The organism is Pseudomonas sp. BMW13, assembly GCF_013357275.1.
In the GTDB taxonomy this organism is placed as follows: Bacteria; Pseudomonadota; Gammaproteobacteria; order Pseudomonadales; family Pseudomonadaceae; genus Aquipseudomonas; species Aquipseudomonas khazarica.
The window spans coordinates 1-18,812 of record NZ_SUKD01000017.1 but is presented as its reverse complement, the minus strand read 5'-3'; the positions used below and the strand labels follow the sequence as shown (position 1 = coordinate 18,812).

10 protein-coding genes and 2 pseudogenes are annotated in these 18,812 nt (G+C 63.1%); 5 read left to right on the top strand and 7 right to left on the bottom strand.

Annotated features, from left to right (window positions below):
* Positions 1-391: 391 nt before the first annotated feature.
* From E4487_RS13905 to E4487_RS13875, 7 genes and pseudogenes are all read right to left on the bottom strand, one after another.
* On the bottom strand, positions 392-1,459 hold the full coding sequence (locus tag E4487_RS13905) for a hypothetical protein (protein WP_175253644.1): 1,068 nt from the start codon (positions 1,457-1,459) through the stop codon (positions 392-394).
* A 97-nt stretch (positions 1,460-1,556) separates the two neighbouring features.
* Entirely contained in the window at positions 1,557-1,793 is a 237-nt protein-coding gene (locus tag E4487_RS13900) for an AlpA family transcriptional regulator (protein WP_175253643.1), read from the bottom strand.
* 116 nt (positions 1,794-1,909) lie between these two features.
* Positions 1,910-2,341 carry a hypothetical protein gene (locus tag E4487_RS13895; RefSeq protein WP_175253642.1) on the bottom strand — a complete coding sequence of 144 codons (432 nt, stop codon included), beginning with the start codon at positions 2,339-2,341 and terminating at the stop codon, positions 1,910-1,912.
* A gap of 197 nt (positions 2,342-2,538) precedes the next feature.
* The gene (locus E4487_RS13890; RefSeq protein ID WP_175253641.1) at positions 2,539-3,900 is read right to left on the bottom strand and encodes a site-specific integrase; all 1,362 of its coding nucleotides are present in this window, start codon (positions 3,898-3,900) and stop codon (positions 2,539-2,541) included.
* Positions 3,901-4,254: 354 nt separating this feature from the next.
* Positions 4,255-4,731, bottom strand: a pseudogene (locus E4487_RS13885) (helicase); the annotation flags it as partial.
* 308 nt (positions 4,732-5,039) lie between these two features.
* Complete coding sequence (locus tag E4487_RS13880) at positions 5,040-5,327, bottom strand: hypothetical protein (RefSeq protein ID WP_175253640.1); 288 nt, start codon at positions 5,325-5,327, stop codon at positions 5,040-5,042.
* Between the two features lie 244 nt (positions 5,328-5,571).
* Positions 5,572-6,012, bottom strand: a pseudogene (locus tag E4487_RS13875) (GNAT family N-acetyltransferase); the annotation flags it as partial.
* A gap of 318 nt (positions 6,013-6,330) precedes the next feature.
* On the opposite strand from E4487_RS13875, the gene E4487_RS13870 reads away from it, so the two are divergent.
* The 5 genes from E4487_RS13870 to recD all read left to right on the top strand — a co-directional run bounded on the left by E4487_RS13870 (position 6,331) and on the right by recD (position 18,744).
* Positions 6,331-8,337 carry a methyl-accepting chemotaxis protein gene (locus E4487_RS13870; RefSeq protein WP_175253638.1) on the top strand — a complete coding sequence of 669 codons (2,007 nt, stop codon included), beginning with the start codon at positions 6,331-6,333 and terminating at the stop codon, positions 8,335-8,337.
* A 237-nt stretch (positions 8,338-8,574) separates the two neighbouring features.
* Positions 8,575-9,609 carry a sensor domain-containing diguanylate cyclase gene (locus E4487_RS13865; protein WP_175253637.1) on the top strand — a complete coding sequence of 345 codons (1,035 nt, stop codon included), beginning with the start codon at positions 8,575-8,577 and terminating at the stop codon, positions 9,607-9,609.
* Positions 9,610-9,701: 92 nt separating this feature from the next.
* On the top strand, positions 9,702-13,118 hold the full coding sequence (gene recC, locus E4487_RS13860) for an exodeoxyribonuclease V subunit gamma (RefSeq protein ID WP_175253636.1): 3,417 nt from the start codon (positions 9,702-9,704) through the stop codon (positions 13,116-13,118).
* Entirely contained in the window at positions 13,115-16,747 is a 3,633-nt protein-coding gene (gene recB, locus E4487_RS13855; protein WP_175253635.1) for an exodeoxyribonuclease V subunit beta, read from the top strand. Before recC ends, recB begins: the two co-directional genes overlap by 4 nt.
* Complete coding sequence (gene recD / locus E4487_RS13850) at positions 16,744-18,744, top strand: exodeoxyribonuclease V subunit alpha (RefSeq protein ID WP_175253634.1); 2,001 nt, start codon at positions 16,744-16,746, stop codon at positions 18,742-18,744. The genes recB and recD overlap by 4 nt, the downstream gene beginning before the upstream one ends.
* The last annotated feature ends 68 nt before the right edge of the window (positions 18,745-18,812 follow it).

The following is an 18,812-nucleotide window of genomic DNA, read 5'->3' as shown; positions in this document are numbered from 1 at the left end:
GATGTGGCTATTTTATAGTCGAATAGGGTCTGGTTCAGTCGCAGCTTCTAAGACTTTGACATAAAGCTTTCTTGTCTGTGTGCGGTCTTGTGTGTCACACATTAAGTGTCTGTGGCAGCACTTCGATAACCTTTAGTTTGCTTGATTGCTAGACATCAGCACCCCTTGAGTAGCTCTTAAGGTACCTCAATGGGCCTAGGACTCTAAAGCCAGCTGCTACTGAAGACGTGGAGACGTCGGGGTTGACTGCAGTCTTGCCGACGTGTCGCTATTTTTGAGTTTTTGCGACACGTCAGGCTTTCATGTCGCTGACGGCGACATATCGTTGTACGTAGCTTGAACGCCGGCTTCAGAAACCGGCGTAACCTGCTCAAGCTTGATCACGACATTGTCACATAGAGCTCTCTTCGGTGCTCGCCCATTCTCCGACCCCGGGAAGCCCTCTGTAGCGCTCTATAAGCGTTTCTGAGGGTTCGGGGGTATCACCGGTGCATATTTCTGGAATCGTGCTTATAACGCGCTCTGCGGACGTTCTATTTGATGTGCCAAGCGCTGTCGATGCTGCACGAATTTTTTCGACCAGTTCAAGCCTAAATTTATCCGGGTTCTCCCTTGCCAATCTCTTGAAGAGTTTCTTCTCTTTTCCGTCCTTTTCCCGCATTTCTCTTAGGTGCTCACTATGTTTCTCAATCAACCGGATTAGTTGAGGGCAATCGGGAGCCCTGATAATGGATCGGAAAAGGCCGGAAAGGCCAGCGTTGAGTGTTTCAGTACTTGGGAGACTTCTTAGCCAGTGCATTACTTCATCATAGAGCTCTTCACCAGCCCGGCTTGCTGCGTTGGTCGCGAACCCGGCGCTTCCGCTGATCCGATTAGCCATTCTGAGTGTTTTGCAGCAATAGCTAGCCCAACCCCCGGGTCGCTCAATAGGTATGATATCAACGGCTCGATTACTAGCCACTTCTACATAATCAGAGGCGAAAATGACCTGCAAGGATTCACGCAGGGCTAGCACGCGATCAGGTTCAATTGACATGGCTGCATGGAAGTGCAGTCCCGGATTGCAGCCTTTACGATGATCTGCACTCTCTAGAACAGCTGCAATTTCAGGTGAGACACACGGGATGCCTCTAAGCTTTCGGCCAATATAGTCAGCTGCTCCACGAGATGCTTTTTGAGAGCGAGAAGCAGATCTGGGGCTCATATTGCAAGAAACAGCGAACGAGTTTTTCATCCTGCCAACGGCTGCCAATTTGAAGACAAGTCTCAGATCTTCCGGAAGCCGGCTCCATCTGGGAAGCTTGAGGGTTTGGAACATTTTTGCTGCGTGCCGGCTGTTGTTAGAAATCTCGATTCTGAGCTTCAGTAGTCTTTCTTTCTGTTCTTTAGTAGTCGAGTAACTAGATAGATAGTTATCTATAACTACAAGCTTCTGATGGCTAAGGTACAGATCGATCAAAACCCCAGTGTTTACTGGGGTTTGACGGTATCTGCGTGTCTTGTTGGGTTGGGGTGAACGGTACAATGTGTGCATGGCTTGCGTGCGTCGCATCGATTCAGTTGGTGTGCATTTGAGCGGCTGCGAGCCGTTCTTTTTGCCACTGTTCGATTGCCTGAGAGTCCCAGGCCACGGCGCGTAAGCCGAGCTTCACAGAGGCTGGGAAGGTACCCGCTTTCATCAGGTTATAGATGTGTGAGCGCTTGAAGCCGGTAAGTTCCTCAACCTGAGGTAGGCGAAGGAAACGGCGGGGATAACTAACGGCTGACTGAGCTGTTTGGGCGTTGCTGATCATTGCCAATACTCCTGAGCTTGTTGGCTCTCTGTGGATGAACTGGCGCGAATCTAAGCTATTTATTGGGGCGTAAGTCCTATTAGAGTCAGACAAAATTCTAATAGGACTTATCCGGGTCATTGACCTACAGTTTCGGCTGCAGCTTCAAGGTGCTTGGCGACCGTATCATCGGAGCCGAGCAGTATTCCCAGAGATGCTGCTTTAGTCTCCATGGCGGCATAGGCAGCGTAAGGCTTATCCAGGTTTACTCCGCTCATGGATGCCAGTACGGCAATTACCCGGTGCAGACTTTTCCTTTCCCGGGCATCAAGAGGCTTGTTCATGCTGGCAATCAGCTCATATAGCTCTTGTATGCTCGAGGTTTGAAACCGGATTGCGCAACTATCGAGATTAACATCTGCCTCCCACTCTATAGACGTGTACCTGCGGCGCTCGTCTTCCTCCTTCACTGCTACTGTTCCGGAAAGGTAGAGCTTCACACCCCGCTTTGAACCTGTGAGAGCCTCCGGGTTGAGCACCTTCTGTGGGCCTGATGCGTAGCAAGTCATGGTCCAATCCGTATCGCCTGTAGGGAGTGGGGTAGACGAGACTCCCTCGACGTTTTCCAGGAGAGCGTATGCCTCGCAGTGACGATATTGGCACTGGCTGATCAAATCTTCGTAGGCGATTTCGTATCCAAGCATGCTGTTCAGCAAGACAAGTGCCTGGTCAGCTGTCAGCCAAGGTAGCGCTAATAGGTCTTTTCTCATGGTTTCGATGCACTTGGTTCGTTGTTAATCAGGTCGTTCAGGTAATGGCCAAGCTGGAACCACGCGTCTGACATTTCACGGGCGTAGCTATGGCGCTGGTAGATGCGCTTCACCTTGTTCTCTTCGGTGTGATTCAGGCAGCGCTCTGCTACCTCCGGCAGGACGCCCATCATCGTCATGAGCGTGGCCCCGGTTCGCCTAAGGTCATGCGGCGTCCATTTGCCACCTTGTAGGAGGAGGGCGTGGGCCATCGCGCTGCGATTGCTCATGACTTTCTGGCCGGGCATTCTTTGTCTGTCGCCGATCTGCTTTGTCACCGTCTTCGGGCAGACTGGTCCGCTACCGTCGGTGTTCGGATAGCACCAAGGAGAGGACCCTGTGATCTCACGCAGCTCCTGGAACTTCTGCGCCGTGAATTCCGAAAGCATTATCAGGTGGGCCTTCTTGTTCTTGCTGTTCTCAGACGGGATCAGCCAGGTACGCTTGTTCAGGTCGACGTGCTCCCATCGTGCAGCCAGAAGCTCTCCGATACGGCAGCATGTTGAAAGGGCAATCCAGATGGCGGCTTGTGAGGTGACCAAAAGGCCGGCAGATGGCACTTGCTTCGCCAGCGCACGGATCTCGTCTTCGCTCAGTACGCGATCTCGCTCGACATCCTTGCCGCCGATTTTTGCTTTTCGGATGCTGGCTGTCGGGTCGCTATCGATCAGGTCGCGATCCACCGCGAAACGGAACATCTGGCGCATCAGCGAGAAGATCTGCTTCGCCATGCGGTTGACACCCCTGGCCAGAAGCTTGTCTGTTACTTCTGTGATGTGCCCCTTTCTGACGTCCTCGACGGCCAAGTGACCAATCAGAGGCAGCACATCCTTATTGAACATGCGGCGCACCTCGGCACCGCCGTCCTTTCGGTTGATCAGATCAACCCGTGCCCAATGGTCGAAAAGCTCAGCTACCGTTTTGCGGGCCGCTTGGCGGGCTAATGCAGCTTCGGATGCTGCTTTTTCTGCTTCAAGCCTGGCGATTTCGGCATCTCTTACTGCCTTGCGGGCAGCTTCTTCGGCTTCGAGATGCTCGCGTACGTCCGTAATTCCGCTCAGGTACAGCTCTGTCAGCTCTCGGGCACGTTGACGGGCAGCCTTGAGCGTCAGGCCGGAGGTGCCATCTCGGTCATAGGAGCCGATCGGAAGGCGTACCCTGGCACCGTTTGAGTCGGTGTAGCGGTAGTAGAAGAGGCGCTCGCCGTTGGGCCTGATGCGGGCCATGAAGCGGCCGTGCCCTTTGGGGGCGGATTCGTTGAGCCAGATGTCCCGAGGACCGGGCTTAGTGCTCATCTGTCGGTCTGTGATGTCTGCCATTTCAGCGTCCGTCTCGATGCAATTTCCGGTGACCGTTTGGTGACCGTTTGTGCGTGGATTCGGGCGTAGGCTACAAGACGACAGTGGAAGCAAAAATAAGGCATTATTGGAATAGAAACAACGGGTTACGATGTTTTTGCGGTTTTCTGTGGTTTGCTCTGGAGGGTCTTTTACCCTTATGGGGTGCAAGGGGTCGAGTGTTCGAATCACTCCGTCCCGACCAAAAAAACCTAGAAAATCCAACCACTTAGCGGTGGTTGGATTTTTTTATGCCCGCTGATTTTTCGGCGTCGCCGAGAAAATGGCTTTCTGGTTGCCAATTGGTTGCCAATTGAGATTGGCTCAACAAGGAAATTGGCTGGCTCTTGTGTTCAGAGCCACCGCGCTTTCCATGCGCTTGAGTACGTTGATGCGCAGCAGGTGGATCAGGCTCTCCTCGCGGTCAGCCTGGCGGAAGAAGCTTTCGCCACCGCGGATCTCGGTGCTGTATTTGGCGTCGTAAGCCGCTTGCTTGTGCTGCAAGACGTAGCGCAGCGGCGCGTAGCTGGCGAGGTTGAGCCGGCGAATCTCTTGGTTGATTTCGCGAATGGCGCGAAATTGCCCAGCAGCATCCACGTCAGCTTTGATGTTGATCGGGGGCAGGCGTGTGGGGAAACGGCCGGTTTCGGTGGTGCCGTAGTACTTCTCGATATGCCGGCGGGAGCGGGCGATGGTCAGCAGGTCGAGGAGGGTGAAGTAGTCGAAGCCAAGCATTACGACCAGGCGCTCCGGGGTCTTCTCGCGCTCGTCCAGATCCAGCCAGCGATTGAACTGCAGCTGGGCTTTGCGGGTGTGGTCAGCGGCTATTGCGTGGCATCTTTCTGTAAGGCAGGTGTGATTAGGACGCCTGCGCTGGCCTTCAAGTCAGGCCTTAGGAGTAGGCGAGGCACTGATTTCATCGACATGGTGGGCTTGGTCTGTCCCGGGCTGTTTGACTTTTGAACTGCGCAAGACGCGCTGAAAGCTACTTGGCGCTTTAGGTGATATCCAGATCGACGCCGCTTCAGACGCAGGGGAAATGAGTCAGCGAGCCTCTGGCTGGCAGCAGACACTGAGGTGCGCAGGATGACAGCCCTCGCCGGCGAGCTATGACGGGGCCTTCAATCAACCGTTTCCTTGCGTGCCGGCGATAGCGAAAAGTCCAGGGCTTCGGCCAGCAGTTCCTGGTCGCGCTCGCCGGTGAGTTGACCGACCAGCTCCCACTGCTGGTCCAGCTCCTCGTTGATGGCTTGCATGCGTTCGATAATGCGTTTGGCAGCCTTCTGCACAGTGGCGTCCTGGCTCTGCAGCTGATCGAAGGCCATGGCCGTCAGGGAGGCCGTCATGTGGGTCATGCTGCGAGCCATCAGGCCCAGTAGCTGCAGTAGCTGCTCTTCCTTGGCAGACATTGCGTGCTCCTATCGAGTCCAGGCTCCAGCTTAGCTGAATGGCCCGAAGTTCAGTGACGCATGTGTGTAAGCCTATTTCCATAGTTTAGGTACTACGTTGGCCCCAGCCTATTCGGACTTGTCTGGCGGGGGCGAGGTGTCCGAATAGCCCAGCGTTGATCAGCTCGAATCGACTCGCCGTGGATACGCGGTGTGCAGCTCTGCTTGCCGGCAATAGCGGTTCAGACCCGGCCTGGATGGAGGTCAGCCTCTTTTCCATGGGCTGGAAAATCAGCCCGGCGAACTCGCCAACTTCGCCGGTCAGGATGAATCCATAGCGCTCGTAAGCTTTCACCGAAGACAGCGCTGCTCTTACCGTCAGCACGTCGCCTCTGGCATGTTCCATGGCCGCGTCGATCAGGCGCCGGCCGATGCCTTTGCGCTGGCAATCCGGCGCCACGAACAGCATCGCCACATGGCGTCCTTCCTTGAGCTCGATCAGCCCCGTCAGCACGCCATCCTCCAGGCAGCCGAGCATGAGGTTGTCACCGGCTATGCGTTCGGCGAACGCTGCTGCGTCTGCCAGCTTGCTGAAGGTCTCCACGCCCTGGGGCGGCAGCGAGGGCGCAACTGCCAGCATGAATGCGTCCATGCACAGGGTGCTGGCGCTGGGGAGGTCGTCGCGGGTCAGTTCACGGATCTGCATCCTGTTCATCCTTGTCCGGGCAGGTCTGGTTTCAAATACGGGGGCGCTGCTGGCGGGAAGCGGGCTTGCTCTGTTCCCGGCGCCTTGCGATTGCGCTCAAGTCGACGCCTTGCCCGCCGACTAAACGGTGTAACGCCGCGCCTGTTCATCTATAACTCAGGGTAGGCATCTGGCGCGGGTATCCTGGCCAGGGCGCTTGTACGCAGATGGCACAGGCGATGGAGTATCGCAGCAACTGATCCTGCTGGTGGAACTAGGAGCGTTCGTAAGCAGTTCTGGTAGCCCCTTGTAGTGTCCCTCCCAAGTAGGAGTAATCGCATGGCTTTGGTCCCCGTTAGACTGTCCCAGCGCTTGACCCTGGGTTGCATCGTGCTTCTGATTCTCACCGCACTGGCGGTGTTCTCGGTGATGGCCTTGCGTGGGCAACCCCGTGTGGTGGCGGCCAGTGGTGAGCTGATCGAGCAAACCGGCAGCGCCATCGTGCGCCAGTTGGCGTTGCAGCTGGCGCGTATCGAGGGGGTGACGGCCAGCCTCGCGCATCTGGCCGAGGTGCTGCCGCGTGAGGAGGCGCTGTATCGCGATAGCCTGCCCAATCTGATCGACAATCAGGGGGACCGGGCGATCGCCGGTGGTGGCGTCTGGCCCGAGCCAAATGCCTTCAGTGATGGCGTCGAGCGCCGCAGTTTCTTCTGGGCGCGTGGGGCCGATGGTCGCCTGAGCTACTCGGACGATTACAACGCGGCAGACGGGCCTGGCTATCACAACGATGCCTGGTACACCGGCGCCCGTAGCAGCAAGCTCGGCCAGTGCCTCTGGTCGGAGGCCTATCAGGATGCGGTGACGGGGGTGCCGATGGTCACCTGTAGCGTGCCATACCAGCTGAGTGGCCGCTTTGCCGGGGTCGCCACGCTGGACCTGTTGCTGGATGATCTGGCGCGCTTTCTGACCGAGCAGGGCAAGGTCACCGACGGCTATGCCTTCGCGCTCGATCAGGCCGGGAACGTACTGCATTTTCCGGGCATGACCGGCGGCAAGGGTGGCGCGATGGTCAAGTTCGCCGACCTGGCGCAGCAGCACGATTGGCTCAAGCCGATTCAGGATGCGTTGAGCGGCAGCAGCGCCGGGGGCATTCGCAACATTGATCTGGAACAGGATGAACAGCTCAACCAGGCCAGTCGCGTCAGTCTGTTCGTGATGCCGGATACCGGCTGGGTCATCGGCCTGGCGACGCCGCAGGAGCGGGTCACGGGCCTGGCCCATGCGCTGACCTGGGAAATTCTGCTGTTTCTGCTGCCCTTGCTGGCGGTGCTGCTGGCACTGGCCTGGCTGGCAGGGCGCAAGTTGATCGGCCAGCTGGAGGAAACCACTGCGCAGATCGATTCGCTGGGGCGCGGCTCTGCCAGCCGTGATGTCGAGTTGAGCGTGGAGCGCGAAGACGAAATCGGCGCACTGCGCCACGCGGTCAACCGCTACGCCGGGCAGTTGCGCACCATGCTCCAGCGCATTGCCGAAGAGGCCGATCACCTGCAGGCCGAGGCCGCGCAGCTGGGTGGCCTGAGCAGCACCCTGGCGGGGCGTGCCGAACAGCAGCGGCAGGAGAACACGCAGTTGGCAGCCGCGATCACCGAGATGTCGTCGAGCGCGCAGGAGGTGGCGCAGAACACCAATGACTGCGCCGATACCGCGCAGAGTTCGCTGGTCGTCGTGCAGCAGGGGCAGCAGAAGGTTGCGTCCAACAGTGCGGCGATCAAGGCGCTGTCCACGGAAATGGCGGGTGCAGCCTCGGTGATCAGCCAGCTGGAGAAGGACAGCCAGCAGGTAGGGGCGGTGCTGGATGTGATCAAGGCCATCTCCGAGCAGACCAATCTGCTGGCCCTGAACGCGGCCATCGAGGCTGCGCGTGCCGGTGAGCAAGGCCGTGGATTCGCGGTGGTGGCCGATGAGGTGCGCACCCTGGCGGGCAAGACCCAGTCCTCGGCCAATGAAATCGGCACCATGATCAGTGCGCTGCAGCAGGCGTCACGCCAGGCGGTGCAGGCGATGCAGGCGGGGGAGGCGCGCACGGAGCATGCAGTGGTCGAGGCCGAAGGCGCCGCCTCGGCGCTCTCCAGTTCGGTACAGAGCTTCGACGATATCTCCCAGCGCGCCCAGCAGATCGCCGTGGCGGCGCAGCAGCAGAGCCACGTCACTCAGGAGATCAACGAACTGGCGGTGCGCATCCACAGCATCAGCGAGGAGAACGCTCGCGATGCCCAGGCGCTGGATGAGGTCAGTAGCGCCATGCAGGCGCTGTCGTCCCGCTTGACCGGGTTGAGCCGGGGCTAGTCAGTAGCGTTTCAGGGCTCGGCGCCAGTCCGCAGCCCTGAAGCTCCGCCGAGTGTTCTGAAAAAAGCGCGACTTGGGCAAAGACCCTCTATTCTTAGAGTGATGCCACCTTAAGGGAATGGCTCAGCAGCGGTGGGCTGTCAGCAGTGATCGTCGGCATCTAGGGAAACGCGCTTCATTCGGGCAGCTCTTTCCTGATCGACAACGGTTCTGTGGCCTCGCTATTGGTACGTCCAGATGGACCAGATCCTATCCCTCCTGTCGGAAACCGTTCCCCAGGCCCGCTCCCTGGAGCAGTTGGCTCGCCCTCTGCTGGCGCTGCTCGGCCAGCTCACGGGCATGGAGTCGACCTACCTGACGACCATCAACGTTGAAGAGGGCTTTCAGCGGGTCGAGATTGTTCGCAACACCGGGCAGATGGTCATCCCCGAAGGGCTCGTGGTGCCCTGGGCTGACACCCTGTGCAAGCGGGCTCTGGAGGAGAATCGCCTGTACTCGGACAACGTTTCAGAGTGCTGGGGTGATTCCGACGCCGCCCAGGCGCTGGGGATAAAGACCTACCTGAGTGCGCCCATCCGTTCCCAGGCCGGCCATGTGCTGGGTACGGTCTGCGCGGCAAGTTCGCAGCAGGTCGCCTGTTCGCCCAAGGTCGAACCGGTGCTGTGCTTGCTGTCGACGCTGCTGGGCTACTTTCTAGAGCGCGAGCTGCTGGTCGAGCAACTCCAGGCCGCCAACGCCGAGCTGGCCACGCTTGCCCTGACCGACCCTCTCACCGGCCTCGCCAATCGGCGCGCCATCCTGCGCGACCTGGAGCATCTGTATGCCCTGGCGCAGCGGGATAACAGGTACGTGCTGATCGGGGTCATCGACCTGGACGGGTTCAAGCTAATCAATGACGTCTATGGCCACCAGGCCGGCGACCACTTTCTCCAGGGCGTGGCCAACCAGCTCAAGCGCAGCCTGCGCAACAGTGACAGCGTCGGCCGCGTTGGCGGTGACGAGTTCATCGTCATCGCCCAGGGCGCATCGCCGGACAGCGCGGCCCTGGACCAGGAGCTGAGTAGCGCCGCCAGTCTGATGCAGGAGCGCCTGAGCCGCGCGACGATCGGGCGCTACCCGTTGGGCGAAGGCGTGGAAGCCCTCGACTATCAGGGCGCGAGCGTCGGGGTCGCCGCCGTGATGCCCGCCGAAACCAGCGCCGAGGAAGCCATCATCCTGGCGGATGGCGAGATGTATCGCGTCAAGCAGCAACGCAAGCGTCAGCGCTCATAGGCGCGGCGCACCGAGCGACTCCTGCAGTCATCGCGCACCTTGTCCGAAAATGCTGGCAAACTTGCGCTTCGATTCTCGACAGGAGTTAGTCGATGTCCGTCAGCCCGGAGCTGTCGCCAGGCCTCATCGTCATTCACGGTAACCACCTCGAAGAGCTGCGTGCGCTCTCGGTGGCGTGGATGCGCCGCTATCCGCTGCGGCCGCTGGAGAATGAGGTGCTGCTGGTGCAGAGCAACGGCATCGCGCAGTGGCTCAAGCTGGCGCTGGCTGAACGCGATGGCTGCGGGATCGCGGCGGCGCTGGATGTCGACCTGCCTGCGCGCTTTCTCTGGCAGGCCTATCGCAGCGTGCTGGGGCGTGATGCGATTCCCCAGCAGTCGCCGCTGGACAAGGCGCCGCTGACCTGGCGCCTGATGCGTCTGTTGCCGCAGCTGCTGAGCGACGACGCGTTCGCTCCGCTGCGGCGCTTTCTGGCCGATGACCAGGATCTGCGCAAGCGCTACCAGTTGGCCGAGCGCCTGGCGGATCTGTTCGACCAGTATCAGGTCTACCGCGCCGACTGGTTGGAAGACTGGGCCAACGGCCAGGATCGTCTGCGCACGTCGCGGGGCGGCGAGCGCCCTCTGGATGACGCATCGCTCTGGCAACCGGCATTGTGGCGTGCGCTGCTGGCGGATGTCGGGCAGGAACACCTGGCCGAAAGTCGCGCCGGGGTGCACCCGCGCTTCGTCGCACGCCTGGGGGAACTGGACAGCCGGCCAGCGGGCCTGCCCCGGCGCATCACGGTATTCGGTATTTCCTCGTTGCCCGCGCAGATGCTGGAGGCGCTGGCGGCCATGGCGCGCTTCAGCCAGGTGATGCTCTTCGTGCACAACCCCTGTCAGCATCACTGGGGCGATATCGTCGAGGACAAGGACCTGCTGCGCCACGAGTACCGTCGCCAGCGGCGCAAGGGCAATCCCGCCGGGCAGATCGGCCTGTTCGACGAGGCGGAGATGCACCAGCATGCCCAGCCGCTGCTGGCCGCCTGGGGCAAGCAGGGGCGTGACTACATCAATCTGCTGGATCAGTACGACGAGCCGCAGCGCTACCGCGAGCAGTTCGAGCGCATCGACCTGTTCAGCCCCGCTGCGCAAGACGGCCTGCTGGGCCAGGTGCAGAACGACATCCTCGATCTGCGCCCGCTCGAGGAAAGCCGGCGCATCTGGCCGGCGCTGCGGCCCGGAGAGGATCAGTCGTTGCGTTTCCACGTCGCGCACAGTGCCCAGCGCGAGGTCGAGGTGCTGCACGACCAGTTGCTGGACCGCTTCAGCAGCGACCCGAGCCTGCGTCCGCGCGATGTGATCGTCATGGTGCCCGACGTCAACACCTACGCCCCGCACATTCAGGCGGTGTTCGGCCAGTTCGCCAGCGACGACCCGCGTTTCATTCCCTTCACCCTGGCCGACCAGGGGCTGCGCGGCAAGGAGCCCATGGCGATCGCGCTGGAGCACCTGTTGCGTTTGCCGGAGAGCCGCTTCAGCGTCAGCGAGGTGCTGGACCTGCTGGATGTGGCGGCGCTGCGTGCGCGCTTCGCCATCAGCGAGGAAGCGCTGCCGACCCTGCGCCGCTGGCTGGAGGGCGCTGGCATCCGATGGGGGCTGGACGCCGCGCAGCGCGAGACGCTTGGCGTGGGCCACGGCCTGGAGCAGAACACCTGGCGTTTCGGCCTGCGTCGCATGCTGCTGGGTTACGCGGTCGGGCGTGGCCAGGCCTACGCCGACATCGAGCCGTTCGATGAGATCGGCGGGCTGGATGCCGCGCTGATCGGCCCCCTCAACCGCCTGCTCGATGCGCTCGACGCGTTGCTGGAGAACCTGCGCGAGCCGGCCAGTCCAAGCGCCTGGGGCGAGCGTTTGCGCAGTCTGCTCGAGGCATTCTTCCTCCCCCAGGACGAGCGCGACGAGGTGCTGCGCAATCAGTTGCTGGAGGCGCTGGACACCTGGCTCGAGCTCTGCGAAGGCGCCGCGCTGGAAGAGCCACTGCCGTTGGCGGTGGTGCGCGAAGCCTGGCTCGCCGGGCTGGACCAGGGGCGGCTGAGCCAGCGCTTCCTTGCCGGCGCGGTGAACTTCTGCACGCTGATGCCGATGCGCGCGATTCCGTTTCGGCATGTCTGCCTGCTGGGCATGAACGACGGCGACTACCCGCGCAGCCAGACGCCGCTGGACTTCGATCTGATGGCCGGCGACTACCGCCCTGGCGACCGCTCCCGGCGTGAGGACGATCGCTATCTGTTGCTGGAGGCGCTCCTCGCCGCGCGTGACCACCTCTATATAAGCTGGGTGGGGCGCAGCGTGCGTGACAACAGCGAGCGGCCGCCCTCGGTGCTGATCGGCCAGTTGCGTGATCACCTGGCCAGCGCCTGGCGCCTGGAGGACGGTGGCGATCTGCTGCACGCGCTGACCACCGAGCATCCCTTGCAGCCCTTCAGTCGTCGCTACTTCGCCGGCGATGCGTCGCTCTATAGCTATGCCCATGAATGGGCGGCGCTGCATGGCCAGCTGCCGGAGGCGCAAGGCGCTGATGCGCTGCCGGCCTGGGAGGAGGGCGGCACGCTCACGCCCGAGCTGTTGCAGAGCTTCCTGCGCGACCCGGTCAAATGCTTCTTCACGCGCCGGCTCAAGGTGCACCTGGATGAACAGGCCCAGCGTCAGCTGGACACCGAACCCTTCGCCCTGGACGGCCTGCAGCGCTACCAGTTGCAGGAGCGCCTGCTCAAGGCGGCGCTGCTGGCCGAGGAGGAGGCACCCGAGGCGGCACTGATGGTCGCGGCCGAGCGCTTGCGCCGCAGCGGGGTGTTGCCGCTGGCAGGCTTTGGCGAGCAATACCGGCAGGCGCTCCTGGCGCCACTGCCTGCGCAGGTTCTGCGATATCGCGCGCTGGCTGAACGCTGGCCGCATGCCCTCGAGTCGCCCTTGCCGCTGCATTTCGTTCAGGCCGATGTGCTGCTGGACGGCTGGTTGAACGGTCTGCGCCGCAATGCTGACGGCGCCCTGTCCAGCCTGCAGGCAGTACCGGGGGCGCTGGCCAAGGAAGGCGCGTGGAAGTGGCACCGCCTGCTGCGGCCTTATGTGCTGCACGTGATCGCGGCGGCCTGCAAGTTGCCGCTGACCACCTTGCTCGTCGGGGAAGACCGCTCGCTGGCCTTCGACCCTGTACCTGTCGAGCAGGCTCGCGAGATCCTCACGGCCTGGCTGCAGGGCTGGGGCGAGGGCATGCGCGCGCCGCTGCCGGTCGCTCTGAAAACCTCGCTGGCCTGGCTGCATGACGGCAACGAGGACAAGGCGCGTGCGCTGTACGAGGGGGGATTCAACATGACCGGTGAGGTGGCGGGCAGCGCCAGTCTGACGCGGCAGTTCCCCGACTTCACTGGCCTGACGGCCGATGGCGCGTTTGCCGAGTGGAGCGAGCGCCTGTACCGGCCTCTGCTCGACAGTGCCCCGCGCGCGCTCGAGGAGGTGCAGCCATGAGCGCCGTTCAACGTCCGCTGGCCTTGCGCTTTCCGCTGCACGGCAGTCGCCTGATCGAGGCCAGTGCCGGCACGGGCAAGACCTACACCATTTCCGCCCTGTACCTGCGGCTGATCCTCCGTCATGGCGGTGACGCGGCGTTCGCCGAACCCTTGCTGCCGCCGCAGATCCTGGTGGTGACCTTCACCGACGCCGCCACCCGTGAGCTGCGTGACCGCATCCGTGCCCGCCTGGTGGAGGCGGCGAGTGTGTTTCGCGGTGATGGCCAGGGCGATGCCTTGCTGGCGACGCTGCGCGATGACTTCGACGTCGCCCAGTGGCCCGATTGCGCCCGGCGCCTGGAGCTGGCCGCGCAGTGGATGGATGAGGCGGCCGTCTCCACCATTCATGGCTGGTGCCAGCGCATGCTGCGTGAGCATGCCTTCGACAGCGGCAGCCTGTTCAGCCAGACTCTGGAGACCGATCACAGCGAGCTGCTGGCCGAGGTCGTGCGCGACTACTGGCGGCAGCATTGCTACCCCCTGCAGGGCGCGGCACTGAACTGGGTCGCACAGCAGTGGGGCACGCCGGACGGGCTTGGCGTGCGCCTGCGTCCGCTGCTCGGGGAGGCGGCCGAGGTTTCCCCGCAAACGCTCGGCGCCTTGCTCGACCAGGTATTGAGTGCCCGCGAAGTCGAGCTGGCGGCGCTGAAGGCACCCTGGCCGAAATGGATCGAAGAGCTGCAGCTGCTGCTCGACCAGGCCGTCGCCGACAAACAGGTGGACGCGCGCAAGATCCAGGCGCGCTACTACAACCCGTGGCTGCACAAGCTGCGGGAGTGGGCGAGCGGCGAGGAGGCCGTGGTCGATCTGGGAACCGGCTTCAAGCGCCTGACGCCCGATGGCCTGGCGGAAGCCTGGAAGGGCGAGGCGCCGCAGCATCCGGCACTGCTGGCCATGGCTGAGCTGGAGGCGCGCCTGGGCGCACTGAGCGATCCGGGCGAGGCGGCGTTGCGTCATGCCGCCGCCTGGGTGCACGCGCGTTTCGACTGGGAGAAACGCCAGCGCGCCGAGATGGGCTTCGACGACATGCTCACCCGCCTCGATGTCGCCTTGCAGGGCGAGAACGGGCCGCGCCTGGCCGAGGTCATCCGCCGCCAGTTCCCGGTCGCGATGATCGACGAGTTCCAGGACACCGATCCGCTGCAGTACCGCATCTTCGACACCCTCTACCAGGTCGAGGCCAACCGCGAGGACTGCGGGCTGTTCATGATCGGTGACCCCAAGCAGGCCATCTATTCCTTCCGCGGCGCCGACATTCACACCTACCTGCGCGCACGCCGCGCGACTCATGGGCGCCACTACAACCTGGAAACCAACTTCCGCTCCAGCCAGGCCATGGTCGATGCGGTCAATGCGCTGTTCCTGGCAGCGGAGCGACGGGAGACCGGCGCCGGCGCCTTCCTGCTGCGCGATGATCTGCCGTTCATCGAGGTCGGTGCGCAGGGCCGCAAGGAATGCTGGACGGTCCAGGGCCAGGAGCAGCCGGCGCTGACACTGTGGCACCTGAGCACGGATGAGCCGCTGTCGAAGAAGGCCTACGTGGAGGCGCTGGCGGGTGCCGCCGCCAGCGAGATCGTCGCGCTGCTCGACCAGGGGCAGAAGCAGCAGGCCGGCTTCCTGCGCGGCGGTGAATTGAGCGCGCTGCAGCCCAGTGACATCGCCGTGCTGGTGCGTGACTTCAGCGAGGCGCAGGCGATTCGCCGTGAGCTGGGCGCGCGTGGGGTGCGCAGCGTTTACCTGTCGGACAAGGATTCGGTATTCGCCGCCCAGGAGGCGCGTGACCTGCTGCTGTGGTTGCGCGCCTGCGCCGAGCCGGATCAGGACCGCCCGCTGCGCGCGGCTCTGGCCAGCGCCACGCTGGGCTTGCCACTGAGCGAACTGGAGTGCCTCAACCTCGATGAGCGCAGCTGGGAGCGTCGCGTCATGCAGTTTCGTGGCTATCGCCAGTGCTGGCAGCGCCAGGGCGTGCTGCCGATGCTGCGCCTGCTGCTGCAGGACTTCAGCCTGCCGCAACGCCTGATGGGGCAGGACGATGGCGAGCGGGTGCTGACCAACCTGCTGCACCTGGCCGAGCTGTTGCAACAGGCCTCCAGCGAACTGGACGGCGAGCAGGCGCTGATCCGCCACCTCGGCGAGCTGCTGGCCGGGGAGGGGCAGGGCGCTGACGAGCAGGTCTTGCGCCTGGAAAGCGATGAGGCCCTGGTGCGGGTGGTGACCATCCACAAATCGAAGGGCCTGGAGTATCCCCTGGTATTCCTGCCATTCATCTGCGGCTTCCGTCCGCTGGATGAGAAGAAACCGCTGCTGGTACAGGACGGCGAACGCCGCCGCGTGCTGCTCAAGGCGGACGAGGAGGCCTTCGAGCGTGCCGAGCGAGAGCGTCTGGGCGAGGACCTGCGCCTGCTCTACGTGGCGCTGACCCGCGCGCGGCATGCCTGCTGGCTGGGTGTGGCGGATCTGAAGATCGGCAACGCCAAGAAGTCGCGGCTACACCAGTCCGCACTCGGCTATCTGCTGGGCGGTGGTGAGGCGCTGACGCAAAGCGCCGATCTCGAGGGCTGGTTGCGCGCCTTCGGCAGCGCTGCCGGCACTCGTCTGCAGGCGCCGCCCGAAGTGAGCGACAGGCGCTATCAGCCACAATCAGCTGCTGCCTTCGAGGCGCAATGGCGAACGCCGGTGCGACGTGCGGCCGAGCACTGGTGGATCGCCTCGTACAGTGCACTGCGCCTGGACGAGGGCGAGCAGCGCAGCGCCCAGCGTCACGAAGATGCGGCGCCGGACAGCGCGGCCATCCAGAACGCCACGGATGATGAAGGCGCGGTGCTGGAGCAGCCCGGCATGCCGGTGTCTGCGCAGGGCTTGCACCGCTTCCCGCGTGGGCCCAGCCCAGGCACCTTCCTCCACGGATTGCTCGAGCTGGCCGCCAGCGAAGGGTTCGCGCACTGCCTCGAGCAGCCCGAGGTCATGCGTGATCTGCTGGCCCGGCGTTGCCAGCGACGGGGCATGCAGGGCTGGATCGAGCCGTTGCAGCACTGGCTGGCGCAACTGCTGGCGCAGCCCTTGCGCCTGGCCGAAGGCAGCGTGGCCAGCCTGGCGCAGCTGGATGACTACCAGTCGGAGCTGGAGTTCTGGTTCGAGGCGCGCCAGGTCGATGTGCGACGCCTCGATGCGCTGGTGCAGCGCTTCGAGCTGCCCGGCCTGGCCCGTCAGCCGCTGCGGGCCGACACGCTCAATGGCATGTTCAAGGGATTCATCGACCTGGCGTTCGAGTATCAGGGGCGTTATTACGTGCTCGATTACAAATCCAACTGGCTGGGCGCTGACGACAGCGCGTACACCACCGAGGCGATGGCCGAGGCGGTGGCCAATCACCGTTACGACCTGCAGTACGTGCTTTATGTGCTCGCCCTGCACCGGCAGCTGCGTTTGCGGCTGGCCGACTACGACTATGACCAGCATCTGGGCGGCGCCCTCTATCTGTTTCTGCGCTCGCCGCACAACGGGCAGTACCTGGCCCGTCCGCCACGGGCACTGATCGAGCAGCTCGACGCGCTCTTTGTCGGCGGTGCCGGGGAGGTGCCGGCATGAGTGCGGTATTGCAGACGCGGGAGGCGCTCTTCGAGATGCTGGCCCGCTGGAGCGAGCAGGGCTGGCTGCGCGAACTGGACCGTTCACTGGCGCAGTTCTTCGCCGGGCTGGATGAAACGGCTTCGCCGCTCATGTTGCTGGCCACCGCGCTGGCCAGCCATCAGCTGGGCCAGGGGCACGTGTGCCTGGACCTGGCGGTCACCCTGAATGATCCGGACTTCGCACTCTCGCTGCCGCCGGAGGGCGAGGAGGCCGAACAGGGGCTGGCGTTGCCGTCGCAGGTGCTGCAGACGGTGAGCCTGGAGCAGTGGCTGAATGCCTGCCGGGCCAGCGCGCTGCTGGCGCCGGAGCTGGCGGCGCCACTGGTGTTGCGGGGGACCTGCCTGTACCTGCGGCGCTACTGGGACTACGAGCAAAGTGTCGCCGCGCATATCCGCAAGCGCCTGCAGGCCACGGCGCAAGAGCCGGAGCGGCTGGCCGAGCGCCTGGCCCGGTTGTTCCCGGAACCCTTGCAGGTGGCCGGTGAGCGTCAGGCCGACTGGCAGAAGCTGGCCTGCGCCCTGGCTGCATGCGGACGCTTCACCCTGATCACCGGCGGCCCGGGGACTGGCAAGACGACCACTGTCGTGCGCCTGCTGGCCCTGCTGCAGGAGGCTGCGGTGGCCGAGGGTGCTGCGCTGCGCCTGAGCCTGGCGGCGCCGACCGGCAAGGCTGCGGCACGGCTGACCGAGTCCATCGGTGGTCAGGTGGCGTCGCTGCCGCTGGATGACGCCATCAAGCAACAGATCCCGACCACGGTGACGACCCTGCATCGCCTGCTGGGTAGCCTGCCGGACAGTCGTCATTTCCGCCACGACGCGAGCAACCCGTTGCCGCTGGACGTGCTGGTGGTGGACGAAGCCTCGATGATCGACCTGGAAATGATGGCCAACCTGCTCGATGCGCTGCCGCTGCATGCGCGACTGATTCTTCTGGGAGACAAGGACCAGCTGGCCTCGGTGGAGGCGGGGGCCGTGCTGGGCGATCTCTGCCGAGATGCCGAGCAGGGCGGCTACAGCGCGCAGACCCTGGCCTGGTTGCAGGCGCGCACGGGAGAGCAACTGAATGATGCGTCGCTGGTCGAGGGGCAGCAGGCGCTGGCGCAGCATATCGTCATGCTGCGTCATTCCAGGCGCTTCGGTAGCGACTCCGGCATCGGCCAGCTGGCACTGGCGGTCAACGCCGGTGACGCGAGCCGTGCCAGGGGCGTGCTGGAGGCGGGGCATGACGATCTGCAGCGGCTGAAACTGGCTGGCGAGCAGGATGCTGCCCTGGAGCGCTTCATGCTCGATGGCGTCGCTGGCCTGGCACAGGGCTACAGGCACTATCTAGATGTGTTGCATGGGCAGCGCCCGGCCACTGACGCCCCCTCGCCGCAGTGGGAAAGCTGGGCCAGGGCGGTACTGGGTGCATTCGACCGTTTCCAGCTGCTCTGCGCGGTGCGCAAGGGAAACTGGGGCGTCGAGGAAATGAATCTGCGCATCGCCCGGGCCCTGCTGCGAGTCGGTCTGCTGGCTGCCGACCACGGCTGGTACGAGGGGCGGCCGGTGCTGGTGACGCGCAACGACTACAGCCTGGGCCTGATGAATGGCGACATCGGCATTGCACTGAACCTGCCGGATGATGAGCTGGGGCGCCAGGTACTGCGCGTGGTCTTCCCGCGCAACGATGGCAGTGGCGAGCTGCGCCATATATTGCCCAGTCGACTGAGCAGCGTGGAGACCGTGTTCGCCATGACCGTGCACAAGTCGCAGGGCTCGGAGTTCGAGCATTGCGCGCTGCTCATGCCGGATGCGCTCAACCCGGTGCTGACCAAGGAACTGGTGTACACCGGCATCACCCGTGCCCGGCGCTGGTTCAGCCTGATTGAAAGCCGTGGCGGTATTTTCGAGCAGGCGGTGCTACGCCGTGTCGAGCGGCGCAGCGGCCTGCGCGAAGCGCTGGAGGCGGCCGAGTAATAAAAGTGCAATTTAAGCTTGACGCGCGTTCTGTGGGTTGTAGAATGCGCGCCACTTCAGCGATGAAG